17 protein-coding genes are annotated in these 21,341 nt (G+C 57.9%); 14 read left to right on the forward strand and 3 right to left on the reverse strand.

Annotated elements, in window-relative coordinates:
* Positions 1 to 44: 44 nt before the first annotated feature.
* On the reverse strand, positions 45 to 1,481 hold the full coding sequence (locus CLM71_RS03125) for a sodium:alanine symporter family protein (RefSeq protein WP_105229707.1): 1,437 nt from the start codon (positions 1,479 to 1,481) through the stop codon (positions 45 to 47).
* A 381-nt stretch (positions 1,482 to 1,862) separates the two neighbouring features.
* Here CLM71_RS03125 and tal point away from each other — a divergent pair, with 381 nt between their 5' ends.
* From tal to nhaR, 7 genes are all read left to right on the forward strand, one after another.
* Positions 1,863 to 2,816, forward strand: a complete 954-nt coding sequence (gene tal, locus CLM71_RS03130) for a transaldolase (RefSeq protein WP_105229708.1) — start codon at positions 1,863 to 1,865, stop codon at positions 2,814 to 2,816.
* A 153-nt stretch (positions 2,817 to 2,969) separates the two neighbouring features.
* Complete coding sequence (gene mog / locus CLM71_RS03135; RefSeq protein WP_105229709.1) at positions 2,970 to 3,557, forward strand: molybdopterin adenylyltransferase; 588 nt, start codon at positions 2,970 to 2,972, stop codon at positions 3,555 to 3,557.
* Between the two features lie 241 nt (positions 3,558 to 3,798).
* Positions 3,799 to 5,112, forward strand: a complete 1,314-nt coding sequence (locus CLM71_RS03140; protein ID WP_105229710.1) for an MFS transporter — start codon at positions 3,799 to 3,801, stop codon at positions 5,110 to 5,112.
* A 281-nt stretch (positions 5,113 to 5,393) separates the two neighbouring features.
* The gene (gene dnaK / locus CLM71_RS03145; protein ID WP_105229711.1) at positions 5,394 to 7,310 is read left to right on the forward strand and encodes a molecular chaperone DnaK; all 1,917 of its coding nucleotides are present in this window, start codon (positions 5,394 to 5,396) and stop codon (positions 7,308 to 7,310) included.
* Between the two features lie 106 nt (positions 7,311 to 7,416).
* A complete protein-coding gene (gene dnaJ / locus CLM71_RS03150; protein WP_105229712.1) occupies positions 7,417 to 8,544 on the forward strand; it encodes a molecular chaperone DnaJ in 1,128 nt (375 codons plus the stop codon).
* 232 nt (positions 8,545 to 8,776) lie between these two features.
* Entirely contained in the window at positions 8,777 to 9,946 is a 1,170-nt protein-coding gene (gene nhaA / locus CLM71_RS03155) for a Na+/H+ antiporter NhaA (protein WP_105229713.1), read from the forward strand.
* Positions 9,947 to 10,115: 169 nt separating this feature from the next.
* Positions 10,116 to 11,012 (forward strand): transcriptional activator NhaR, encoded by an 897-nt coding sequence (gene nhaR / locus CLM71_RS03160; protein WP_105229714.1) that lies wholly within the window; start codon positions 10,116 to 10,118, stop codon positions 11,010 to 11,012.
* Between the two features lie 65 nt (positions 11,013 to 11,077).
* On the opposite strand, the gene rpsT is transcribed toward nhaR, so the two are convergent.
* Positions 11,078 to 11,341 (reverse strand): 30S ribosomal protein S20, encoded by a 264-nt coding sequence (gene rpsT, locus CLM71_RS03165; protein WP_015670851.1) that lies wholly within the window; start codon positions 11,339 to 11,341, stop codon positions 11,078 to 11,080.
* 392 nt (positions 11,342 to 11,733) lie between these two features.
* On the opposite strand from rpsT, the gene ribF reads away from it, so the two are divergent.
* From ribF to ispH, 5 genes are read left to right on the forward strand one after another with little or no spacing between them, the layout of a single operon-like run.
* Complete coding sequence (ribF, locus tag CLM71_RS03170) at positions 11,734 to 12,672, forward strand: bifunctional riboflavin kinase/FAD synthetase (RefSeq protein ID WP_105229715.1); 939 nt, start codon at positions 11,734 to 11,736, stop codon at positions 12,670 to 12,672.
* Between the two features lie 40 nt (positions 12,673 to 12,712).
* A complete protein-coding gene (gene ileS, locus CLM71_RS03175; RefSeq protein WP_105229716.1) occupies positions 12,713 to 15,529 on the forward strand; it encodes an isoleucine--tRNA ligase in 2,817 nt (938 codons plus the stop codon).
* Complete coding sequence (gene lspA / locus CLM71_RS03180; protein WP_054305905.1) at positions 15,529 to 16,035, forward strand: signal peptidase II; 507 nt, start codon at positions 15,529 to 15,531, stop codon at positions 16,033 to 16,035. The genes ileS and lspA overlap by 1 nt, the downstream gene beginning before the upstream one ends.
* A gap of 1 nt (position 16,036) precedes the next feature.
* Positions 16,037 to 16,507 (forward strand): FKBP-type peptidyl-prolyl cis-trans isomerase, encoded by a 471-nt coding sequence (gene fkpB, locus CLM71_RS03185; RefSeq protein ID WP_105229717.1) that lies wholly within the window; start codon positions 16,037 to 16,039, stop codon positions 16,505 to 16,507.
* Positions 16,488 to 17,441 carry a 4-hydroxy-3-methylbut-2-enyl diphosphate reductase gene (ispH, locus tag CLM71_RS03190; RefSeq protein ID WP_105229718.1) on the forward strand — a complete coding sequence of 318 codons (954 nt, stop codon included), beginning with the start codon at positions 16,488 to 16,490 and terminating at the stop codon, positions 17,439 to 17,441. The genes fkpB and ispH overlap by 20 nt, the downstream gene beginning before the upstream one ends.
* Before the next feature lie 48 nt (positions 17,442 to 17,489).
* Here the strand turns inward: ispH and CLM71_RS03195 are convergent, their stop codons facing one another.
* Complete coding sequence (locus CLM71_RS03195) at positions 17,490 to 18,386, reverse strand: AraC family transcriptional regulator (protein ID WP_105229719.1); 897 nt, start codon at positions 18,384 to 18,386, stop codon at positions 17,490 to 17,492.
* A 222-nt stretch (positions 18,387 to 18,608) separates the two neighbouring features.
* Here CLM71_RS03195 and CLM71_RS03200 point away from each other — a divergent pair, with 222 nt between their 5' ends.
* Together CLM71_RS03200 and CLM71_RS03205 are read left to right on the forward strand one after the other, a co-directional pair.
* Positions 18,609 to 19,916, forward strand: a complete 1,308-nt coding sequence (locus CLM71_RS03200) for an alpha-glucosidase/alpha-galactosidase (RefSeq protein ID WP_105229720.1) — start codon at positions 18,609 to 18,611, stop codon at positions 19,914 to 19,916.
* 76 nt (positions 19,917 to 19,992) lie between these two features.
* Positions 19,993 to 21,255, forward strand: coding sequence for an MFS transporter (locus CLM71_RS03205; RefSeq protein WP_105229721.1), 1,263 nt, complete (start codon positions 19,993 to 19,995; stop codon positions 21,253 to 21,255).
* Positions 21,256 to 21,341: the final 86 nt, after the last annotated feature.

Genomic DNA, 21,341 nt, shown 5'->3' on the forward strand with positions numbered 1-21,341 from the left:
AAAGGCCAAGGCGCGTAGGGATGCGCCTTGGCGGGGAGTGCGGGTCAGTCTGGCTTTTGCGGGTTATCCCACACGCCGGGCTCCAGCTGGGATTTCAGCTCAGGGTACTGACTGGCGTCGAAGGTCGGCAGTTTGCCGAGCGCCCGTTGCCGGTTGTAGTCGCGGGCCAGTTTAAAGGCGACGCGTGACAGCAGCAGGATGGCCGTCAGGTTGGTGATCGCCATCAGCGCCATGGCGGTGTCGGCCATTTTCCATACCAGCGGCAGCTCCGCCAGCGCGCCGAACATCACCATGCCCAGCGCAACACAGCGGAAGATTGCCAGCCGCGCCGGATGATTGTGCTCCAGGAAGATCAGGTTGTTTTCGGCGTAGGCGTAGTTGGCGATGATGGAGGTAAAGGCGAAGAAGAAAATCGCCAGCGCCACAAACGGCGAACCCCAGCTGCCGACGGCGCTGGACAGCGCGCGCTGGGTCAGCTCAATGCCGCTGATCTCGCCGGTGGGGTTATCCATCACGCCGGAGGCCAGAATAATCGCGGCGGTGGCGCTGCAGATCACCAGCGTATCGACAAATACGCCGAGCATCTGTACGTAGCCCTGCGACGCCGGGTGCGGCGGATACGGCGAGGCGGAGGCTGCGGCGTTCGGCGCCGAACCCATGCCGGCCTCATTGGAGAACAGCCCGCGCTGGACGCCCTGGGTCATCGCCTGCGAGATGCCGTAGCCGACTGCGCCGGCGGCCGCTTCTTGTAAACCGAACGCGCTTTTGACAATCAGCAGCAAAATGGCCGGCAACTGCTCAATATTCATCGCCAGCACCCAGAAGGCCAGCAGCAGGTAGGCCGCCGCCATGACCGGCACCACCCATTCCGCCACGCGGGCGATGGAGCGGATGCCGCCGAAGATTACGGTGCCGCTCAGCAGCACCAGGCCGATGCCGACGTACAGCGGGTTGAAGTTGAACGCCGCAGCGCTGGCCTGGGCGATGGAGTTGGCCTGCACCGCGTTGAACACCAGGCCGAAGGCGAGGATCAGGAACATGGAGAACAGTACGCCCATCCAGCGCATGCCGAGGCCCTTTTCCATGTAGTAGGCCGGGCCGCCGCGGTAGTTACCCTGATCGTCTTTGGTTTTATACAGCTGGGCTAGGGTGCTTTCGATAAATGACGTGGCCATGCCGATAAATGCCACCACCCACATCCAGAAGATGGCGCCGGGGCCGCCGGCGGTCAGCGCGATGGCGACGCCGGTCAGGTTGCCGGTGCCGACCCGCGCCGCCAGCGTTGTGCATAAAGCCTGAAATGAGGAGATGCCGGAACTGTCGCTTTTATTGCTGTTTTTCAGCACCGAAAACATATGGGTGAAGTGGCGTAACTGGATAAAGCGGGTGCGGATAGTGAAGTAGATGCCGGCACCGATCAGTAAATAAATGAGTACCGATCCCCACAGGATATTGTTAATGAAATTAATCAGATCCGTCACGGATCCCTCCTTGTCAAACAGGCGTAAATACCCGGAGCGATCCTCCGCCCGGAAAATGATTTTGCTCTAATTATTACCAGCGCTTAACGAAAGTCATACGGGGTGAATAAATTAAGATTTTTCGCATTTTATGGCGTTGCCAGCGCTTGGCGTGCTGGGAAGTTAGCACAATTACTTGTTGTTAACTTTCGTTAATGTCTCATTTTCATTTCGGAAATATCGATTGATATGGCGGAAGTGAGGGAAAATTACGCCGAAAAATCGGCGGCGACTTAGGGCCATTTTCGTGCCTTGCGCCGCGCCTTGCGCGTGTTATTATCAAGGCAAGGCAAGATCGAACGATGCCAAAAGTTCATGCACAAACGATGAGACAATGCCAACATGACCGACAAATTAACTTCCCTGCGCCAGCTGACCACGGTGGTTGCGGATACCGGTGATATTGCTGCCATGAAGCTGTATCAGCCGCAAGATGCGACAACCAACCCTTCGCTGATCCTCAATGCAGCCCAGATCCCTGAATATCGCAAGCTGATTGACGAAGCTATCGCATGGGCGCGCGAGCAGAGCGGCGATCGCGAGCAGCAGATCGCCGATGCGGCGGACAAACTGGCGGTGAACATTGGTCTGGAAATTCTGAAGCTGGTGCCGGGCCGCATCTCCACCGAAGTCGATGCGCGCCTCTCTTACGACACCGAAGCCAGCGTCGCCAAGGCCAAGCGTCTGATCAAGCTGTACAACGAGGCTGGCATCAGCAACGATCGTATCCTGATCAAACTGGCCTCTACCTGGCAAGGCATCCGCGCGGCGGAACGCCTGGAGAAAGAGGGCATCAACTGTAACCTGACCCTGCTGTTTTCCTTCGCTCAGGCACGCGCCTGCGCCGAAGCCGGCGTGTACCTGATTTCTCCTTTCGTCGGCCGTATCCTTGACTGGTACAAAGCCAATGGCGACAAGAAAGAGTTCGCGCCGCACGAAGATCCGGGCGTGGTTTCCGTAAGCGAAATCTACCAGTACTACAAACAGCACGGCTATGAAACCGTGGTGATGGGCGCCAGCTTCCGCAACGTCGGCGAGATCATCGAACTGGCGGGCTGTGACCGTCTGACCATCGCGCCGGCGCTGCTGAAAGAGCTGGCGGAAAGCGAAGGCGCGGTTGAGCGTAAGCTCGCCTACAGCGGCGAAGTGAAAGCACGCCCTGCGGCGCTGACCGAACCTGAATTCTACTGGCAGCACAACCAGGATCCGATGGCGGTGGAAAAACTGACCGACGGTATCCGCAAGTTTGCCGTTGACCAGGGCAAGCTGGAAAAAATGATCGCCGATCTGCTGTAAGTTACACAGGTGCAGGATGACAAAAAGGTGGCTCAGGCCACCTTTTTTTATGCCTGTTGCTTCCTGCGACGGGCGGAGGCCGTATACTCTCGGCATTGATAACGGGGCGGGAGATGACGCCGCCCGCATTTCGTCAGGTTGTAGAGGTTAAGCATGGACACATTACGTATTGGTTTGGTTTCGATTTCCGATCGCGCTTCCGGCGGCGTTTACCAGGACAAGGGCATTCCGGCGCTGGAAGCGTGGCTGAGCAGCGCCCTGACGACGCCGTACAAGCTGGAGACGCGCCTGATCCCGGATGAACAAACTCTGATCGAACATACCCTGTGCGAACTGGTGGATGAAACGGGCTGCCACCTGGTGCTGACCACCGGCGGCACCGGCCCGTCACGCCGCGATGTGACGCCGGACGCAACGCTGGCGATTGCCGACCGCGTGATGCCGGGCTTCGGCGAGCAAATGCGCCAAATCAGCCTACACTATGTGCCAACGGCGATTCTTTCACGTCAGATCGGGGCGATTCGCAAGCAGGCGCTGATTATCAACCTGCCGGGCCAGCCGAAGTCGATCAAGGAGACGCTGGAAGGGGTGAAGGACGAGCAGGGTAAGGTGGTGGTGCACGGCATTTTCGCCAGCGTACCGTACTGTATCCAGTTGCTTGAAGGGCCGTATGTGGAAACGGACGATGCGGTGGTCACCGCCTTCCGGCCGAAAAGCGCGCGTCGTGACGCGAACGATTAACGCCAGGCGGCCTCTTGTCAGGCTGGTGTGAAATAAAATTGCCGTTATATACCCTAAATAATTCGAGTTGCAGGAAGGCGGCAAGGGAGGGAATCCCGATGAGCTTACTCAGGTCAGTGATTCGGGTGACTGAGCGTAGCCAACACACCTGCAGCTTGAAGTATGACGGGTATAGTAAGGATTCATTTACAGCGCGCCACCGAGCGCGCGTGATTTTATCTGCTTCCTCTGACGGTAACCTATGCATCATGACACGCAACGCCGGCTGAACCGGCAAGACTATAAGACTCTGACGCTGGCAGCGCTGGGCGGGGCATTGGAGTTTTATGACTTCATCATTTTCGTCTTCTTCGCCGCCGTAGTCGGCGAGCTGTTCTTCCCGGCTGAGATGCCGGAATGGCTGCGTTTGGTGCAGACCTTCGGCATTTTCGCTGCCGGCTATCTGGCCCGTCCGCTGGGTGGGATCGTGATGGCGCACTTCGGCGACCGGGTCGGGCGCAAGAAAATGTTCAGCCTGAGTATTCTGCTGATGGCTCTGCCCACGCTGGGCATGGGCCTGCTGCCGACTTACGCCAGCATCGGTATCGCCGCACCGCTGTTGCTGTTGCTGATGCGTCTGCTGCAGGGCGCCGCTATCGGCGGCGAAGTGCCGGGCGCCTGGGTATTTGTGGCGGAGCATGTGCCGCGTAAACGCGTCGGCCTGGCCTGCGGCACGCTGACCGCCGGCCTTACCGTCGGCATCTTGCTGGGTTCTCTGGTCGCTACCGTCATCAACACCACGCTGAGTGCGCAAAGTATTGCAGACGGCGGCTGGCGCGTGCCCTTCCTGCTGGGCGGCATTTTCGGGTTGATCGCCATGTATCTGCGCCGCTGGCTGCAGGAAACGCCGGTGTTTGTAGAAATGCAGGCGCGTAAGGCGCTGGCGGAGGAGCTGCCGCTGAAAACGGTGGTGAAGCAGTATAAGAAAGAGGTGGTGGTTTCGATGCTGCTGACCTGGCTGCTGTCCGCCGGCGTGGTGGTGGTGATCCTGATGACGCCGACCTACCTGCAAAAGCAGTTCGGCATTGCGCCGGCGTTGACGCTGCAGGCCAACAGCATCGCCACCATTATGCTGATTTTCGGCTGTCTGGCCGCCGGGCTGGCGGCCGATCGCTTTGGCGCCAGCAAAACCTTTATCGTCGGCAGCCTGCTGCTGGCCGGCTGCAGCTGGCTGTTTTATCAGACCGTGGCGCAGCATGCGGAAATGCTGTTCGCCTGTTATGCGCTGGTGGGATTCAGCGTCGGCGTTGTGGGGGCGGTACCGTTTGTGATGGTGCGCGCATTTCCACCGGCGGTGCGCTTCAGCGGCATTTCGTTCTCTTATAACCTGTCATACGCCATTTTCGGCGGCCTGACGCCGATTTTCGTCACCTTGATGATGAAGGTGACGCCGCTGGCGCCCGCCTACTATGTGCTGGCGCTGTCGGCGCTCGGGCTGGTGCTGGGGATCTATCTGCACCGCGATCTGGACGGCGACCGTGTGGCGCCGCACGCCGATTCGCTGGCCGATCTGTAACGTACCGCCGGCCAGGGACGGCCGGCCGAACGCGCGATCGCCACGCCGCAAAGAAATTTTTTTACTTTACCCCTTGATGCCGGGCCAGATGCCCCCATCTTATTCTCAACCGCAGTTGCTGATCGTGGTATCACCTTCGCCTTTCACCCGCAACCTCGTGGTTTGAGCGTTGAAACGCGTGGGATACAAGGCGGAAAAATCGGGCAGTTGAAAAGTAAAAAAATGTCCGCATATAGGTTAGCAACTTGACCGAAATCGAATTTATTAGTGGAGATGTTTAGATGGGCAAAATTATTGGTATCGACCTGGGTACTACCAACTCTTGTGTAGCTATTATGGATGGCAATAAGGCACGCGTGCTGGAAAACGCCGAAGGCGACCGCACCACGCCGTCAATCATTGCCTATACCCAGGATGGTGAAACTCTGGTTGGCCAGCCGGCTAAACGTCAGGCTGTCACTAACCCACAAAACACCCTGTTTGCGATCAAGCGCCTGATCGGCCGTCGCTTCCAGGACGAAGAAGCACAGCGTGATAAAGACATCATGCCGTACAAAATCATCGGCGCTGATAACGGCGACGCATGGCTGGAAGTGAAAGGCCAGAAAATGGCACCGCCGCAGATCTCTGCCGAAGTGCTGAAGAAAATGAAGAAAACGGCTGAAGATTACCTGGGCGAACCGGTAACTGAAGCGGTTATCACCGTACCGGCTTACTTCAACGATGCGCAGCGTCAGGCGACCAAAGACGCCGGCCGTATCGCCGGTCTGGAAGTAAAACGTATCATCAACGAACCAACAGCTGCGGCCCTGGCTTACGGCCTGGACAAAGAAGTCGGCAACCGCACCATCGCGGTTTATGACCTGGGCGGCGGTACTTTCGATATCTCCATCATCGAAATCGACGAAGTTGACGGCGAAAAAACCTTCGAAGTTCTGGCGACCAACGGTGACACCCACCTGGGCGGCGAAGACTTCGACAGCCGTCTGATCAACTACCTGGTGGAAGAGTTCAAGAAAGAGCAGGGCATTGACCTGCGTAACGATCCGCTGGCGATGCAGCGTCTGAAAGAAGCCGCTGAGAAAGCGAAGATCGAGCTGTCTTCCGCACAGCAGACCGACGTCAACCTGCCGTACATCACTGCAGATGCGACCGGTCCGAAACACATGAACATCAAAGTGACCCGTGCGAAACTCGAGTCGCTGGTTGAAGATCTGGTGGCGCGTTCCATCGAGCCGCTGAAAGTGGCGCTGACCGATGCAGGCCTGTCCGTATCCGACATCCAGGACGTAATCCTGGTTGGTGGCCAGACCCGTATGCCAATGGTTCAGAAGAAAGTTGCTGACTTCTTCGGTAAAGAACCGCGTAAAGACGTGAACCCGGACGAAGCGGTTGCCATCGGCGCTGCGGTTCAGGGCGGCGTATTGGCCGGTGATGTGAAAGACGTGCTGCTGCTGGACGTTACCCCACTGTCTCTGGGTATCGAAACCATGGGCGGCGTGATGACTTCGCTGATCAGCAAAAACACCACGATCCCGACCAAGCACAGCCAGGTGTTCTCTACCGCTGAAGACAACCAGTCTGCGGTAACCATCCACGTGCTGCAGGGCGAGCGTAAGCGTTCCAGCGATAACAAGTCTCTGGGCCAGTTCAACCTGGACGGCATCCAGCCGGCACCGCGCGGTATGGCGCAGATCGAAGTGACCTTCGATATCGATGCCGACGGCATCCTGCACGTGTCTGCCAAAGACAAGAATACCGGTAAAGAGCAGAAAATCACCATTAAGGCCTCTTCTGGCCTGGACGAAGATGAAATCCAGAAAATGGTGAACGACGCGGAAGCCAACGCTGAAGCTGACCGTAAGTTCGAAGAGCTGGTGCAGACGCGCAACCAGGCGGATCACCTGATCCACGGCACGCGTAAGCAACTGGAAGAAGCCGGCGAGCAGCTGCCAGCGGAAGATAAAACCGCTATCGAAAGCGCGCTGAGCGAGCTGGAAACCGCGGCGAAAGGCGAAGACAAAGCCGAGATCGACGCGAAGACCCAGGCGCTGGTGCAGGTTTCCGGCAAGCTGATGGAAATGGCGCAGGCTCAGGCGCAGGCACAGGGTGCTGACGCGGGTGCGGCAGACAACGCGGCGAAGAAAGAAGACGACGTTGTCGACGCTGAGTTCGAAGAAGTGAAAGACAAAAAATAATCGCCCTTAAGCGGGCACGGTAACGCCGCTAACGCGTTACTGGAAACCAGCACGGGCGTCGAGGCAACTCTGCGCCCGTGCACGCATGTTAGGGCTAATAAAGACAATGGCGAAGAAAGACTATTACGAGGTTCTCGGCGTCGCCAAAACGGCGGATGAGCGCGAAATCAAAAAGGCGTATAAGCGCCTGGCGATGAAGTTCCACCCGGACCGTAACCAGGAACAAGATGCCGAAAGCCGCTTTAAAGAGATCAAGGAAGCTTACGAAATCCTGGGCGACGAGCAGAAGCGCGCCGCTTACGATCAGTACGGCCATGCCGCGTTTGAGCAGGGCGGTATGGGCGGCGGCGGCTTTGGCGGCGGCGGTGCCGACTTTAGCGATATCTTTGGCGACGTCTTCGGCGATATTTTCGGCGGTGGCCGTCGTCAGCGCGCCAGCCGTGGCTCCGATCTGCGTTACAACATGGAGCTGACGCTGGAAGAAGCGGTACGCGGCGTCACCAAAGAGATTCGTATCCCGACGCTGGAAGAGTGTGACGTTTGCCATGGCAGCGGCGCCAAACCGGGCAGCTCGCCGGTCACCTGTCCAACTTGTCACGGTCAGGGCCAGGTGCAGATGCGTCAGGGCTTCTTCACCGTGCAGCAGGCATGTCCGCACTGCCACGGCCGCGGTCAGATTATCAAAGATCCGTGCAACAGCTGCCACGGCCATGGCCGGGTAGAAAAATCCAAAACGCTGTCGGTGAAAATTCCTGCCGGCGTGGATACCGGCGACCGCATCCGCCTGGCGGGTGAAGGTGAAGCCGGCGAGCACGGTGCACCGGCCGGCGATCTGTACGTGCAGGTGCAGGTAAAAGCTCACCCGATCTTTGAACGTGAAGGCAATAACCTGTATTGCGAAGTGCCGATTAACTTTGCCATGGCGGCGCTGGGCGGCGAGATTGAAGTTCCGACGCTCGACGGCCGCGTGAAGCTGAAGGTGCCTTCAGAAACGCAAACCGGCAAGCTGTTCCGCATGCGCGGCAAAGGCGTGAAATCCGTGCGCGGCGGCAGCCAGGGCGACCTGCTGTGCCGTGTGGTGGTGGAAACGCCGGTCAAGCTCAACGAAAAACAGAAGCAGCTGTTGAAAGAGCTGGAAGAGAGCCTTGGCGGTCCTTCCGGCGATAAAAACAGCCCGCGCTCGAAGAGCTTCTTCGACGGGGTGAAAAAGTTCTTTGATGACTTGACCCGTTAACGCGAACGCTGCATTAACTGTCTTAAAACCCCGGCCCTGGCGCCGGGGTTTTCTTTTGGGGACGGCGGCGGCGTGTTGGTTTGCGTGATTAATCTCTCAGTTGAATCGGTTTTTACGAATAATTTCGCACTAATAATCTTGTTTTTACGAATCATCGTGCAAGCTATACTCACTCTATACGTGGTTGATGCAAGGCGGAGACGTTTTGTATTTTTGTCGGGAGTGACAGTGCATGACCAATATTATTCGTCAGTTTTTACGTCAGGAAGCGGCAGGCGGCATCATTTTGATTGTGGCGGCAGTGATCGCCCTGATGATGGCCAACTCGCCGCTGCAGGGCGTGTATCAGGGATTCCTTAACCTGCCGGTGATGGTGAAGATTGCCTCACTGGAAATTGCCAAGCCGCTGCTGCTGTGGATTAACGATGGCCTGATGGCGATCTTCTTCCTGGTGGTCGGGTTGGAAGTAAAACGCGAGCTGATGCAGGGCTCGCTGGCCGGGCGCGATAAAGCGGTGTTCCCGGCGATTGCCGCGCTGGGCGGCATGTTGGCGCCGGCGCTGATTTACCTGCTGTTCAACGGCGCCGATGACATTGCACGGCAGGGGTGGGCGATTCCGGCTGCGACCGATATTGCCTTTGCCTTGGGGGTGATGGCGCTGCTGGGCAACCGCGTGCCGACCAGCCTGAAAGTGTTCCTGCTGGCGCTGGCGATTATCGATGACCTTGGGGTTATCGTAATTATTGCCCTGTTCTATACCCATGAAGTGTCGCTGGCGGCGCTGGGGGTTGCGGCGGCGGCCGTTGCGGTACTGGCGCTGATGAACTGGCGCGGGGTGAGCAAAACCTCTATCTATATGATCGTCGGTTTGGTGCTGTGGGTGGCGATCCTCAAATCCGGCGTGCATGCGACGTTGGCCGGGGTGATTGTCGGCTTTATGATTCCGCTGAAGGTCAAAAAGGGGCCGTCACCGTCCGAAACGCTGGAGCATGAGATGCACCCTTGGGTTGCGTTCCTGATTCTGCCGCTGTTCGCCTTTGCCAACGCCGGGGTGTCGCTGGAGGGCGTTTCCCTCAACGGTCTGGCTTCCTTGCTGCCGATGGGCATTGCCGCCGGTCTGTTTATCGGCAAGCCGCTGGGGATCTTTATCTTCAGCTGGCTGGCGGTGAAGTCCGGCATTGCCCGTCTGCCGGAGGATATCGGCTTCAAACAGGTGTTTGCCGTTTCGGTTCTGTGTGGTATTGGTTTTACCATGTCGATCTTTATCGCATCGCTGGCCTTCAGCGGGGCGGATGAAGCGTTCAGCACCTACTCGCGTCTGGGGATTCTGTTAGGCTCCACCGCGGCGGCGCTGGTGGGTTATGCGCTGCTGCGCCTGTCGCTGGCGCACAGAGGCAAATAGGCAATAACCTTGCCGCAAGATGGGCTACAATTGTGGTCGGAGCTGTGTATCGTGATGGCGGCTCCGGCCTTGAATCAGAGGTAGGAAATATGTCGCCAGGAAGAAAAGGGAGTTTGTCGCTCAATACGGCAGACCGTTTGCCGCAGCGAAGCGTAAGGAGAACAACGTCGTGAGAATGTCGCATATCAACTTTAATCATCTGTATTACTTCTGGCAGGTCTGCAAGGAAGGCTCGGTCGTGGGCGCGGCGGAAGCGCTGTTCCTGACCCCGCAGACGATTACCGGCCAGATCAAGGCGCTGGAAGAGCGTTTGAACGGCAAACTGTTCAAGCGTCAGGGGCGCGGTCTGGTGCCCTCCGAGCTGGGGCAACTGGTATTTCGCTACGCCGACAAGATGTTTATGCTCAGCCAGGAAATGCTGGATATCGTCAATTATCGCAAAGAGTCCAACCTGCTGTTTGACGTCGGCGTGGCGGACGCATTGTCCAAACGTCTGGTCAGCCAGGTGCTGGAAACGGCAGTGGTGGAAAACGAGCAAATTCATCTTCGCTGCTTCGAGTCGACGCATGAGATGCTGCTGGAGCAGCTCAGCCAGCATAAGCTGGATATGATCCTGTCGGACTGCCCGGTGGACTCCAGCCAGCAGGAAGGGCTGTTTTCGCTGAAGCTGGGTGAGTGCGGCATCAGTTTTTTCTGCCGTCAGCCGGCGCCGGAGCTGCCGTTTCCCGCCTGCCTGCAGCAGCGTAAACTGCTGATCCCTGGCCGGCGCTCGATGCTGGGCCGCAAACTGCTTAACTGGTTCAACAGCCAGGGCATTCAGGTTGAAGTGCTGGGGGAGTTTGACGACGCGGCGCTGATGAAGGCGTTCGGCATGTACCACAACGCCATTTTTGTCGCCCCGACGTTGTATGCGCAGGATACCTACAATGATGATGACGTGGTGGAGATCGGCCGTATCGATAACGTGCAGGAAGAATACTACGTGATTTTTGCCGAACGTATGATTCAGCATCCGGCGGTGCAGCGGGTGTGCAACAAGGATTTTTCAGCGCTATTTTCCATCTGAGGCTGAACGCAGACGTAAAAAAACCGGCCAAAGCCGGTTTTTTTAACAAGCAGACAACGTAATGCTTACTGCATTGCGTTGATTTGCGCAGTCAGGTTTGACTTATGACGCGCTGCTTTGTTTTTGTGGATCAGGCCTTTAGCAGCCTGGCGATCCACAAGTGGTTGCATTTCGTTGAATGCGTTTTGTGCTGCAGTTTTGTCGCCGGCTGCGATAGCGGCATATACCTTCTTGATGAAGGTACGCACCATTGAGCGACGGCTAGCATTGTGCTTGCGGCGTTTCTCAGACTGTACGGCGCGTTTCTTAGCTGATTTGATATTAGCCAAGGTCCAACTCCCAAATATATTCTATTGAGGACAATTCAAAGGCCGAGGAATATGCCCTTTTAGCCTTCGTTTGTCAATGGATTTGTGCAAATAAGCGCCGTTTGTACGGTCGGCACTCGCTACGTTGTGATGGCGCAGGATTTTACCAGCTTCGGTCATGGGAATACAGTGTTTCGCGATAAAATTCGCCCGCTTTTACGCCATGGCGACGACAAGGCGACGCGTGCCCGGCTGTGGGCGCTTCTCTTTGCCGGATAAACTGCGCTTTAGGCGTTTCTCCCGCCGACGATCTTCGGTATGGTGTGACTATTACATCCAAGGAAGCAATCGCGGGTTAACCTTAACCGCTGTACAAGGTATAATCCGCCGATTTCCACTGTTTTGAGCCAGCTATGGAGCTAATTCGCGGCATTCACAACATTCGGGCGCGCCACCATGGTTGCGTGCTCACCATCGGCAATTTTGACGGCGTGCATCGCGGTCACAAGGCGCTGTTGGAGCAGCTAAAGCAAGAAGGCAAACGCCTTGGGCTGCCGGTGATCGTCATGATTTTTGAGCCGCAGCCGCTGGAGCTGTTTGCGGCGGACAAGGCACCGGCCCGCCTGACGCGCTTGCGCGACAAGGCGAAGTATCTGGCGCAGGCCGGGGTTGATTACCTGCTGTGCGTCAAGTTCGATCCGCGTTTTGCCGCCAATACCGCACAGTCCTTTGTTGCCGAGCTGCTGGTGCAAAAACTGGGGGTGAAGTTCCTGATGGTAGGGGACGATTTTCGCTTTGGCGCCAACCGCCTCGGCGATTTCCCACTATTGCAGAAAGCCGGTGCGGAATACGGTTTTGAGGTGGTCAGCACCCCGACCTTCCGTGAAAGCGGGCAGCGCATCAGCAGCACGGCGATCCGCAATGCGCTGCGTGATGATGACCTGCCGCTGGCGGAAACGCTGCTGGGCCATCCTTACAGCATTTCCGGGCGCGTGGTGCACGGCGATGAGCTGGGGCGCACCATCGGCTTCCCGACCGCCAATCTGCCGCTGAAGCGGCTGGTTGCGCCGGTGAAAGGCGTGTATGCCGTCGAGGTATACGGCCTTGGCCCGCAACCGTTGCCGGGCGTCGCCAATATCGGCACGCGCCCGACCGTCGCCGGCGTGCGCCAGCAGCTGGAAGTCCATCTGCTGGACGTCACAATGGATCTTTATGGGCGCCATATTGACGTGGTGCTCCGCGCAAAACTGCGCAATGAACAGCGTTTTGCTTCGCTCGACGCGCTGAAGCAGCAAATCGCCAATGATGTGGTGAGCGCCCGGGAATTCTTCGGGCCAAAGACACTGGTTTAATCGCTCTACCTAAATAGCCGAAAACGGAAACGAGAATCTCATGAGTGACTATAAGAACACCCTGAACCTGCCGGAAACAGGGTTCCCGATGCGCGGCGATCTCGCCAAGCGCGAACCTGGCATGCTGCAACGTTGGTATGAACAGGATCTGTACGGGATTATTCGTGCTGCCAAAAAGGGCAAAAAAACCTTTATTCTGCATGACGGCCCTCCGTATGCGAACGGCAACATTCACATTGGTCACTCGGTTAACAAGATTCTCAAAGACATTATTATCAAGTCGAAAGGGATGGCCGGTTACGACTCGCCGTATGTGCCGGGCTGGGACTGCCACGGTCTGCCGATCGAACTGAAAGTCGAGCAGCTGTACGGCAAGCCGGGCGAAAAGCTGAGCGCCGCCGAGTTCCGTCAGAAGTGCCGTGAATACGCCAAAGAGCAGGTTGAAGGCCAGAAGAAGGACTTTATCCGCCTGGGCGTGCTGGGCGACTGGGATCGTCCGTACCTGACGATGGACTTTAAAACCGAAGCCAACATCATTCGCGCGCTGGGTAAAATCATCGACAACGGCCACCTGCTGAAGGGCGCCAAGCCGGTTCACTGGTGTACCGACTGCGGCTCTTCCCTGGCGGAAGCGGAAGTCGAGTATTACGACAAAACGTCGCCGTCGATCGACGTGGCCTTCCACGCCAGCGATGCGGCGGCGGTGGCGGCCAAGTTCGGCGTCAGCAACTTCAGCGGCGCGATTTCGCTGGTGATCTGGACCACCACGCCGTGGACTCTGCCGGCCAACCGGGCGATCTCGCTGAACCCGGAATTCACCTACCAATTGGTGCAGGTTGACGGCCAGAGCCTGATTCTGGCCGAAGATCTGGTGAGCAGCGTGATGAAACGCGCCGGCATCACCGACTGGACGGTGCTGGGCAGTTGCCAGGGCGCCGATCTGGAGCTGCTGCGTTTCCAGCATCCGTTTATGGGCTTCGACGTGCCGGCGATCATGGGCGACCATGTGACGTTGGACGCCGGTACCGGCGCGGTGCATACCGCCGGCGGCCACGGCCCGGACGACTTCGTTATCAGCCAGAAATACGGTCTGGAGATCGCCAACCCGGTCGGCCCGAACGGCTGCTACCTGACCGGCACCCATCCGCAACTGGACGGCAAATTTGTCTTCAAGGCCAACGATCTGATCGTGGAAATGCTGCGCGAGCAAGGCGCGCTGCTGCATGTGGAAAAACTGCAGCACAGCTATCCGTGCTGCTGGCGTCACAAAACGCCGATCATCTTCCGCGCCACGCCGCAGTGGTTTATCAGCATGGATCAGAAAGGTCTGCGTCAGCAGTCGCTGGAAGAGATCAAAGGCGTGAAGTGGATCCCGGACTGGGGCCAGGCGCGTATCGAAACTATGGTCGCCAACCGTCCTGACTGGTGTATTTCGCGTCAGCGCACCTGGGGCGTACCGATGTCGCTGTTCGTGCATAAAGAGACCGAGCAGCTGCACCCGCGCAGCGTTGAGCTGATGGAAGAGGTCGCCAAGCGCGTGGAGCAGGACGGCATCCAGGCGTGGTGGGATCTGAACCCGGCGGACATCCTCGGCGCAGATGCCGACAACTACATGAAAGTGCCGGACACGCTGGACGTCTGGTTCGACTCCGGCTCGACCCATGCGTCAGTGGTTGACGTGCGTCCTGAATTCCAGGGCCACGGCGCGGATATGTATCTGGAAGGTTCCGACCAACACCGCGGCTGGTTTATGTCATCGTTGATGATCTCCACCGCGATGAAGGGCAAGGCGCCGTACAAAGAGGTGCTGACCCACGGCTTCACCGTTGACGGTCAAGGCCGCAAGATGTCCAAGTCGATCGGCAACACCGTCAGTCCGCAGGACGTGATGAACAAGCTGGGCGGCGATATTCTGCGCCTGTGGGTGGCTTCCACCGACTACACCGGCGAGATTGCGGTGTCTGATGAAATCCTCAAGCGCGCCGCCGACTCTTATCGTCGTATTCGTAACACCGCACGCTTCCTGCTGGCGAACCTGAGCGGTTTCGACCCGAGCACCGACTGTCTGGATCCGGAAGACATGGTGGTGCTGGATCGCTGGGCGGTCGGCCGCGCGATGGCGGCGCAAAAAGACATTGAGCACGCCTACGCCAACTACGACTTCCACGAAGTGGTGCAGCGTCTGATGCAGTTCTGCTCGGTTGAGATGGGTTCCTTCTATCTGGACATCATCAAAGACCGCCAGTACACCGCCAAGAGCGACAGCAACGCACGCCGCAGCTGCCAGACCGCGCTGTTCCACATTGCGGAAGCGCTGGTGCGCTGGATGGCGCCGATCATGTCGTTCACCGCTGATGAAATCTGGGGCTTCCTGCCGGGCGATCGCGCGCAGTTCGTCTTTACCGAAGAGTGGTACGACGGCCTGTTCCGTCTGGCCGAAGGCGAAAGCATGAACGACGAGTTCTGGGCCGAGCTGCTGAAAGTGCGCGGCGAAGTCAACAAGGTGCTGGAGCAGGCGCGTGCCGACAAACGTCTGGGCGGTTCGCTGGAAGCGTCCGTCACGCTGTACGCCGACGATGCGCTGGCCGCACACCTGAACAACCTGCAGGATGAGCTGCGTTTCGTACTGCTGACCTCCGGCGCGCGCGTCGCGTCGCTGGCGGATGCGCCGGCGGATGCGCAGCAGAGCGAACAGCTGAAGGGGCTGAAAATCGCCTTTGAAAGCGCTGAAGGTGAAAAATGTCCGCGCTGCTGGCATTACACCACGGATATCGGCAAGGTGGCGGAGCACGCAGATCTTTGCGGCCGCTGTGTGAGCAACGTAGCCGGCGACGGCGAAAAACGTAAATTTGCCTGATGAGTAAACCGATCTGTTCGACCGGCCTGCGTTGGCTGTGGTTAGTGGTTGTGGTGCTGGCGTTGGATTTTGTCAGCAAACAGTGGATTCTGAGCCATTTCGCGCTGGGCCAGTCCCAGCCGTTGGTGCCGTTCTTCAACCTGTACTACGCGCGTAACTATGGCGCGGCGTTCAGCTTCCTGGCCGACCACGGCGGTTGGCAGCGCTGGTTCTTCGCCGGCATTGCTGTCGCCATCGTGGCGGTGCTGCTGGTGATGATGTACCGCAGCCAGGCGCAGCAAAAGCTGAACAACATTGCCTATGCGTTTATTATCGGCGGCGCGCTGGGCAACCTGTTTGACCGCCTGTGGCACGGCTTTGTGGTCGACTTTATCGATTTCTACGTCGGCAACTGGCATTACCCGACCTTCAATCTCGCAGACAGCTTTATCTGCGTGGGGGCGGCGATGATCGTACTGGAAGGCTTCTTGCCTTCCGGCAAGCGTGCAACGAGTAAAGGTGAGTAACATGACGGTCCAGGTACAACCCAACAGCGCAGTGCTGGTGCATTTCACGCTGAAACTGGAAGATGGTTCAACGGCGGAATCCACCCGCGGCAACGGCAAACCGGCGCTGTTCCGCCTTGGCGACGGCAGCCTGTCTGCGCCGCTGGAGCAGCAGCTGCTCGGCCTGGCTGCCGGCGACAAGTGCGCCTTTACGCTGCAGCCGGAAGACGCGTTCGGCGCCAACAACCCGGATCTTATCCAGTTCTTCCTGCGTCGTGACTTTGCCGAAACCGGCGTGCCTGAAGTCGGCACCATCATGCTGTTCACCTCGATGGACGGCAAAGAGATGCCGGGCGTGGTGCGCGAAGTGGCTGAAGAGTCGGTCACCGTTGATTTTAACCATCCACTGGCGGGACACCCGATCACCTTCGACATTGAGGTGCTGGAGATCGATCCGCAGCAGGAGGAGACGCATGCAAATACTGCTGGCTAACCCGCGCGGTTTCTGTGCCGGAGTCGATCGCGCAATCAGCATCGTTGAACGTGCGCTTGAGATTTACGGCGCGCCGATCTACGTGCGTCACGAAGTGGTGCATAACCGCTATGTGGTCGACAGCCTGCGCGCGCGCGGCGCGGTGTTTATCGAAGAGATTGCGGAAGTGCCGGACGGTTCGATCCTGATCTTCTCGGCGCACGGCGTTTCTCAGGCGGTGCGCGCCGAAGCCAAGGCGCGCGATCTGACCATGCTGTTTGACGCCACCTGTCCGCTGGTGACCAAGGTGCATATGGAAGTGGCGCGCGCCAGCCGCAAAGGCGTTGAAGCGATTCTGATCGGCCACGCGGGCCACCCGGAAGTGGAAGGCACCATGGGCCAGTACAGCAACCCGGAAGGGGGAATGTATCTGGTCGAATCGCCGGACGATGTGTGGCAGCTACAGGTCAAGAACGAAGAAAACCTGTGCTTTATGACGCAGACCACGCTGTCGGTGGATGATACCTCGGACGTGATCGACGCTCTGCGTCAGCGCTTCCCGAAAATCATCGGGCCGCGTAAGGACGATATTTGCTACGCCACCACCAACCGTCAGGAAGCGGTGCGTAATCTGGCCGGCGATGCGGACGTGGTGCTGGTGGTGGGGTCGAAAAACTCCTCTAACTCCAACCGTCTGGCGGAGCTGGCGCAGCGCGTCGGTAAGCCGGCTTACCTGATTGATTCAGCGATGGATATTCAGGAGCAGTGGCTGAAGGACGCCAGCAATATCGGCGTAACCGCCGGCGCCTCGGCGCCGGACGTGCTGGTGCAGGAAGTGATCGGCCGGCTGAAGGCCCTGGGCGGAAAGAACGTGCAGGAAATCAGCGGCCGTGAAGAAAATATCGTGTTCGAAGTGCCGAAAGAGCTGCGGGTCGATATCAAGCAGGTCGATTAAGACAGAGAAATGCAGTAACAGCGGGGAGCCATGGCTCCCCGTTTTTTTTCAGCGCCGCTGCTGCGCGATGTCGGTATCGACACTGGCCGTTGCCATCAGGCGTGGCTCAATGCTGGATGTGAGGTCGCCTTCACCGCTGCGCCAGGCGCTGGGGGAGACGCCGTAAAACTGGCGGAACGCCTTGCAGAAGTGCAGCTGATTGTCATACCCCACCGACAGCGCCACTACCTTAATCGCCGCGCTGCCGTGACGCAGCAGGCTGGCGGCGACGTTCATGCGCACCTGCAGCAGATACTCTTTCGGCCCCAGGCCAAACTCCGCTTTAAACAGACGGCTCAGATAGCTGCGGTTAAGGTTGCAGTAAGCCGCCAGCTGGCCGATAGAGAGCGGTTCGTGGTAGCGGCTTTCCAGGTATTTCACCGCCTTGCTGAGGTGGCGGGTTTTTTCCGCCGGCGCGGCCGGCTGTTCCCGCTGTGCATTGGCGATCAGCGCAGCGAAGAACTGGTAGCTTAAGCCAATGATTTTCAGCCAGGCGTCGTTTTGCTCATGGGCGACGATCTCCGCCAGACAGCGCCGTTCTTCGGCTTCCGGCCGGTAGTGCTGGGGCCGATAGACCGGCATCTGGCGGCTGAGACGGCACTGTTGGAAAATGGTTGCGGCCATCAGGCCGTCGACCTCAATCCACATGTAATGCCAGGGATCCTGCCGGTCCGCGCAATAGGTGGTGACATCGTGGGGGTAGATCAGAAAGCCTTCGCCGGGGCGAATCGTAAACTCGCCGCTGTCGGTGTACAGCGTCCCGCTGCCGGATATCACATAATGAAATAGGTAATGCTGACGCACCGCCGGGCCGAAACGATGGCCGGGCGCGCAATCCTCATGGCCGAACTGAAACACGTTCAGTTCGATACTGGAGGTGTTGGTCAGGGTAAAGCTCTTGTGCATCGCTGCCTACCGCCATTTTTCGCACCGTTTGGCCATAAGATAGCAGCCGAGCTGAATCTGCAACGCCAGCGGAGGCGTGGAGTAGGAGCCAGCTCACACTTTTTTTTTACCGTCGTTTTTACCCATAATGAGGTCACATTTCTACATATACAGTCCGGCGCGCAGCCACTACTTTCACTACAGACCTATCGTTAACCCAGTTCAGGCATGTGGAGAAACAGTATGATCAAAGTGACGTTTATGGGCGCAGGCAGCACAATTTTCGCGAAGAATGTGTTGGGCGACATTATGTGTACGCCGGCGCTGCGGGAAGTGGATATCGCGCTGTACGATATTGACAGCAACCGTCTGAACGAGTCGCTGGCGATGCTGAATAATATCAATCAGAACGTCAACGACGGCAAGGCGATCATTACCCCGTATCTGGGGGAGGAGAACCGGCGCGCGGCGCTGCAGGGCGCTAACTATGTGGTGAACGCCATTCAGGTTGGCGGCTACGATCCGTGCACCATCACCGACTTTGAAATCGCGAAAAAATTCGGCCTGCGGCAGACCATCGCTGATACGCTGGGGATTGGCGGCATCTTCCGCGCGCTGCGCACCATTCCGGTACTGTTCTCTTTCGCCCGCGATATGGAAGAGGTGTGCCCGGACGCCTGGCTGCTGAACTACACCAACCCGATGGCCTCGCTGACCGGCGCCATGCTGCGCCATACCGGCGTGAAAACCGTCGGCCTGTGCCACAGCGTGCAGGTGTGCGCCGACACATTGCTGAAAAGCGTCGATATGCCGACCGACGACGTGCAGTTCCATATCGCCGGCATCAACCATATGGCTTGGCTGCTGGATATCCGTCGTCACGGGCAGGATCTCTACCCGGAAATCAAACGGCGCGCTGCGGCGCTGCAGGGCAAACATGACGATATGGTGCGCCATGAAATCATGAAAACCTTCGGCTATTACGTCACCGAGTCTTCGGAGCATAACGCCGAATATATGCCGTACTGGATCAAGCGCAACTACCCGGAGCTGATCGAACGGTTCAATATTCCGCTGGATGAGTATCCGCGCCGTTGTGTTGAACAGATTGCCCAGTGGGAACAGCAGAAGCAGGAACTGACCCACGACGCGCATCTTACCCATACGCGTACGCACGAATACGCCTCTTACATTATCGAAGCCATGGAGACCGACCGTCCGTACAAAATCGGCGGCAACGTGCTCAACACGGGTCTTATCACCAACCTGCCGAACGAAGCCTGCGTCGAGGTGCCTTGTCTGGTAGACGGTCAGGGCATTACGCCGTGCTACGTGGGGAACCTGCCGGAGCAGCTGGCGGCGCTCAACCGTACCAACATCAATACGCAGCTGCTGACCATTGAGGCGGCGGTGACTCACAAACGCGAGGCGATCTACCATGCTGCGCTGCTCGATCCGCATACCTCGGCGGAACTGTCGATCGACGATATCCGCCAGCTGTGCGACGCCCTGATCGAGGCGCACGGAAACTGGCTGCCGGCCTACCACTAATTTATCCCGAGCATCACTTCCACCAATAACATCCCGGGCGCGCGCGTCACGCCCGGGTACAAAGGGATGGCGAGCTATGTTTTATCTAAAAAACAAGAATTTCTGGATATTCAGCGGCTTTTGCTTCTTCTACTTTTTTATTTTGGGTTCTATCCTGCCTTTTTTCCCGCTCTGGCTGCATGACGTCAACCAGCTCGATCAGCGACAGACCGGCATTGTGTTCTCCTTTATGGCGTTCTTTGCGCTGGTGTGCCAGCCGGTGTTCGGCTTTATTACCGACCGCTTCGGCCTGAAGAAACATCTGTTGTGGTTGATCATCGTACTGCTGATGTTTTTGGCGCCGCTGTTTATCTACGTGATCTCGCCGCTGCTGCAGAGCCATTTTATCGTCGGCGCGCTGCTGTGCGGCCTCTATCTGGGGCTGGTGGCCAGCGGCGGCTCGCCGGCGATCGAAGCCTATGTGGAAAAGGTCAGCCGGCGCAGCCAGTTTGAATACGGGCGGGTGCGGCTGTTCGGCTGTATCGGCTGGGCGATTTGCGCCTCAATCGTCGGCTACACCTTCACCATTAATAATCAGTTTTCGCTGTGGCTGGCTTCCGGCTGCACGCTGATTCTGGCGCTGCTGCTGTGCCTGTTCCGGCCGGAAAAAAGCGGCACGGTCGCGGTGGCGGAAGGGTTGGCGCTGAACAAGAACCCGGTCAGCCTGCGTTCGGCGTTGCGGCTGCTGCGGATGCGCAAGTTCTGGTTCCTGGTGATGTATATCGTCGGCGTCGCCTGCGTGTATGACGTGTTCGATCAGCAGTTCGCCAACTTCTTCACCTCTTTCTTCCGCGACCGCCACAGTGGTACGCAGGCATTTGGCTATGTCACCACGCTGGGCGAATTCCTCAATGCCTTCATTATGTTTTTTGCACCGCTGATCATTAACCGTATCGGCGGCAAGAATGCGCTGTTGATCGCCGGGGCAATCATGTCGCTGCGCATTATCGGCTCTTCATTTGCCGATTCGGTGACGGCGGTGATCGTGCTCAAGACGCTGCATATGTTTGAAGTGCCGTTCCTGCTGGTGGGCATTTTCAAATACATCACCACCCAGTTTGACGTGAAGCTGTCCGCGTCGATCTACCTGTTCGGCTTCTGCTTTTTCAAACAGTTTTCCGCCATCGGTATGTCCTATGCGGCGGGGATGATGTATGTGGCGTACGGCTTTAAAACCGCCTACCTGATGCTCGGCTGCATTGCGCTGCTGTTTACCGTGATTGCCGCCTTCACCCTGAGCGGCAGCCCGCTAACGGCGCGGGCGGGTAAACCTCTGGTGGCGCCGTCGCAAACTGCATGATTATGTAGCCGTGGGGATATAGCGTTACTGATAACCCCCCGGCGATATCATAAATTTCTTATCATGATGGAAATCCTCTGGCGATG

Source organism: Serratia sp. MYb239 (assembly GCF_002966855.1).
GTDB lineage: Bacteria > Pseudomonadota > Gammaproteobacteria > Enterobacterales > Enterobacteriaceae > Serratia_B > Serratia_B rhizosphaerae.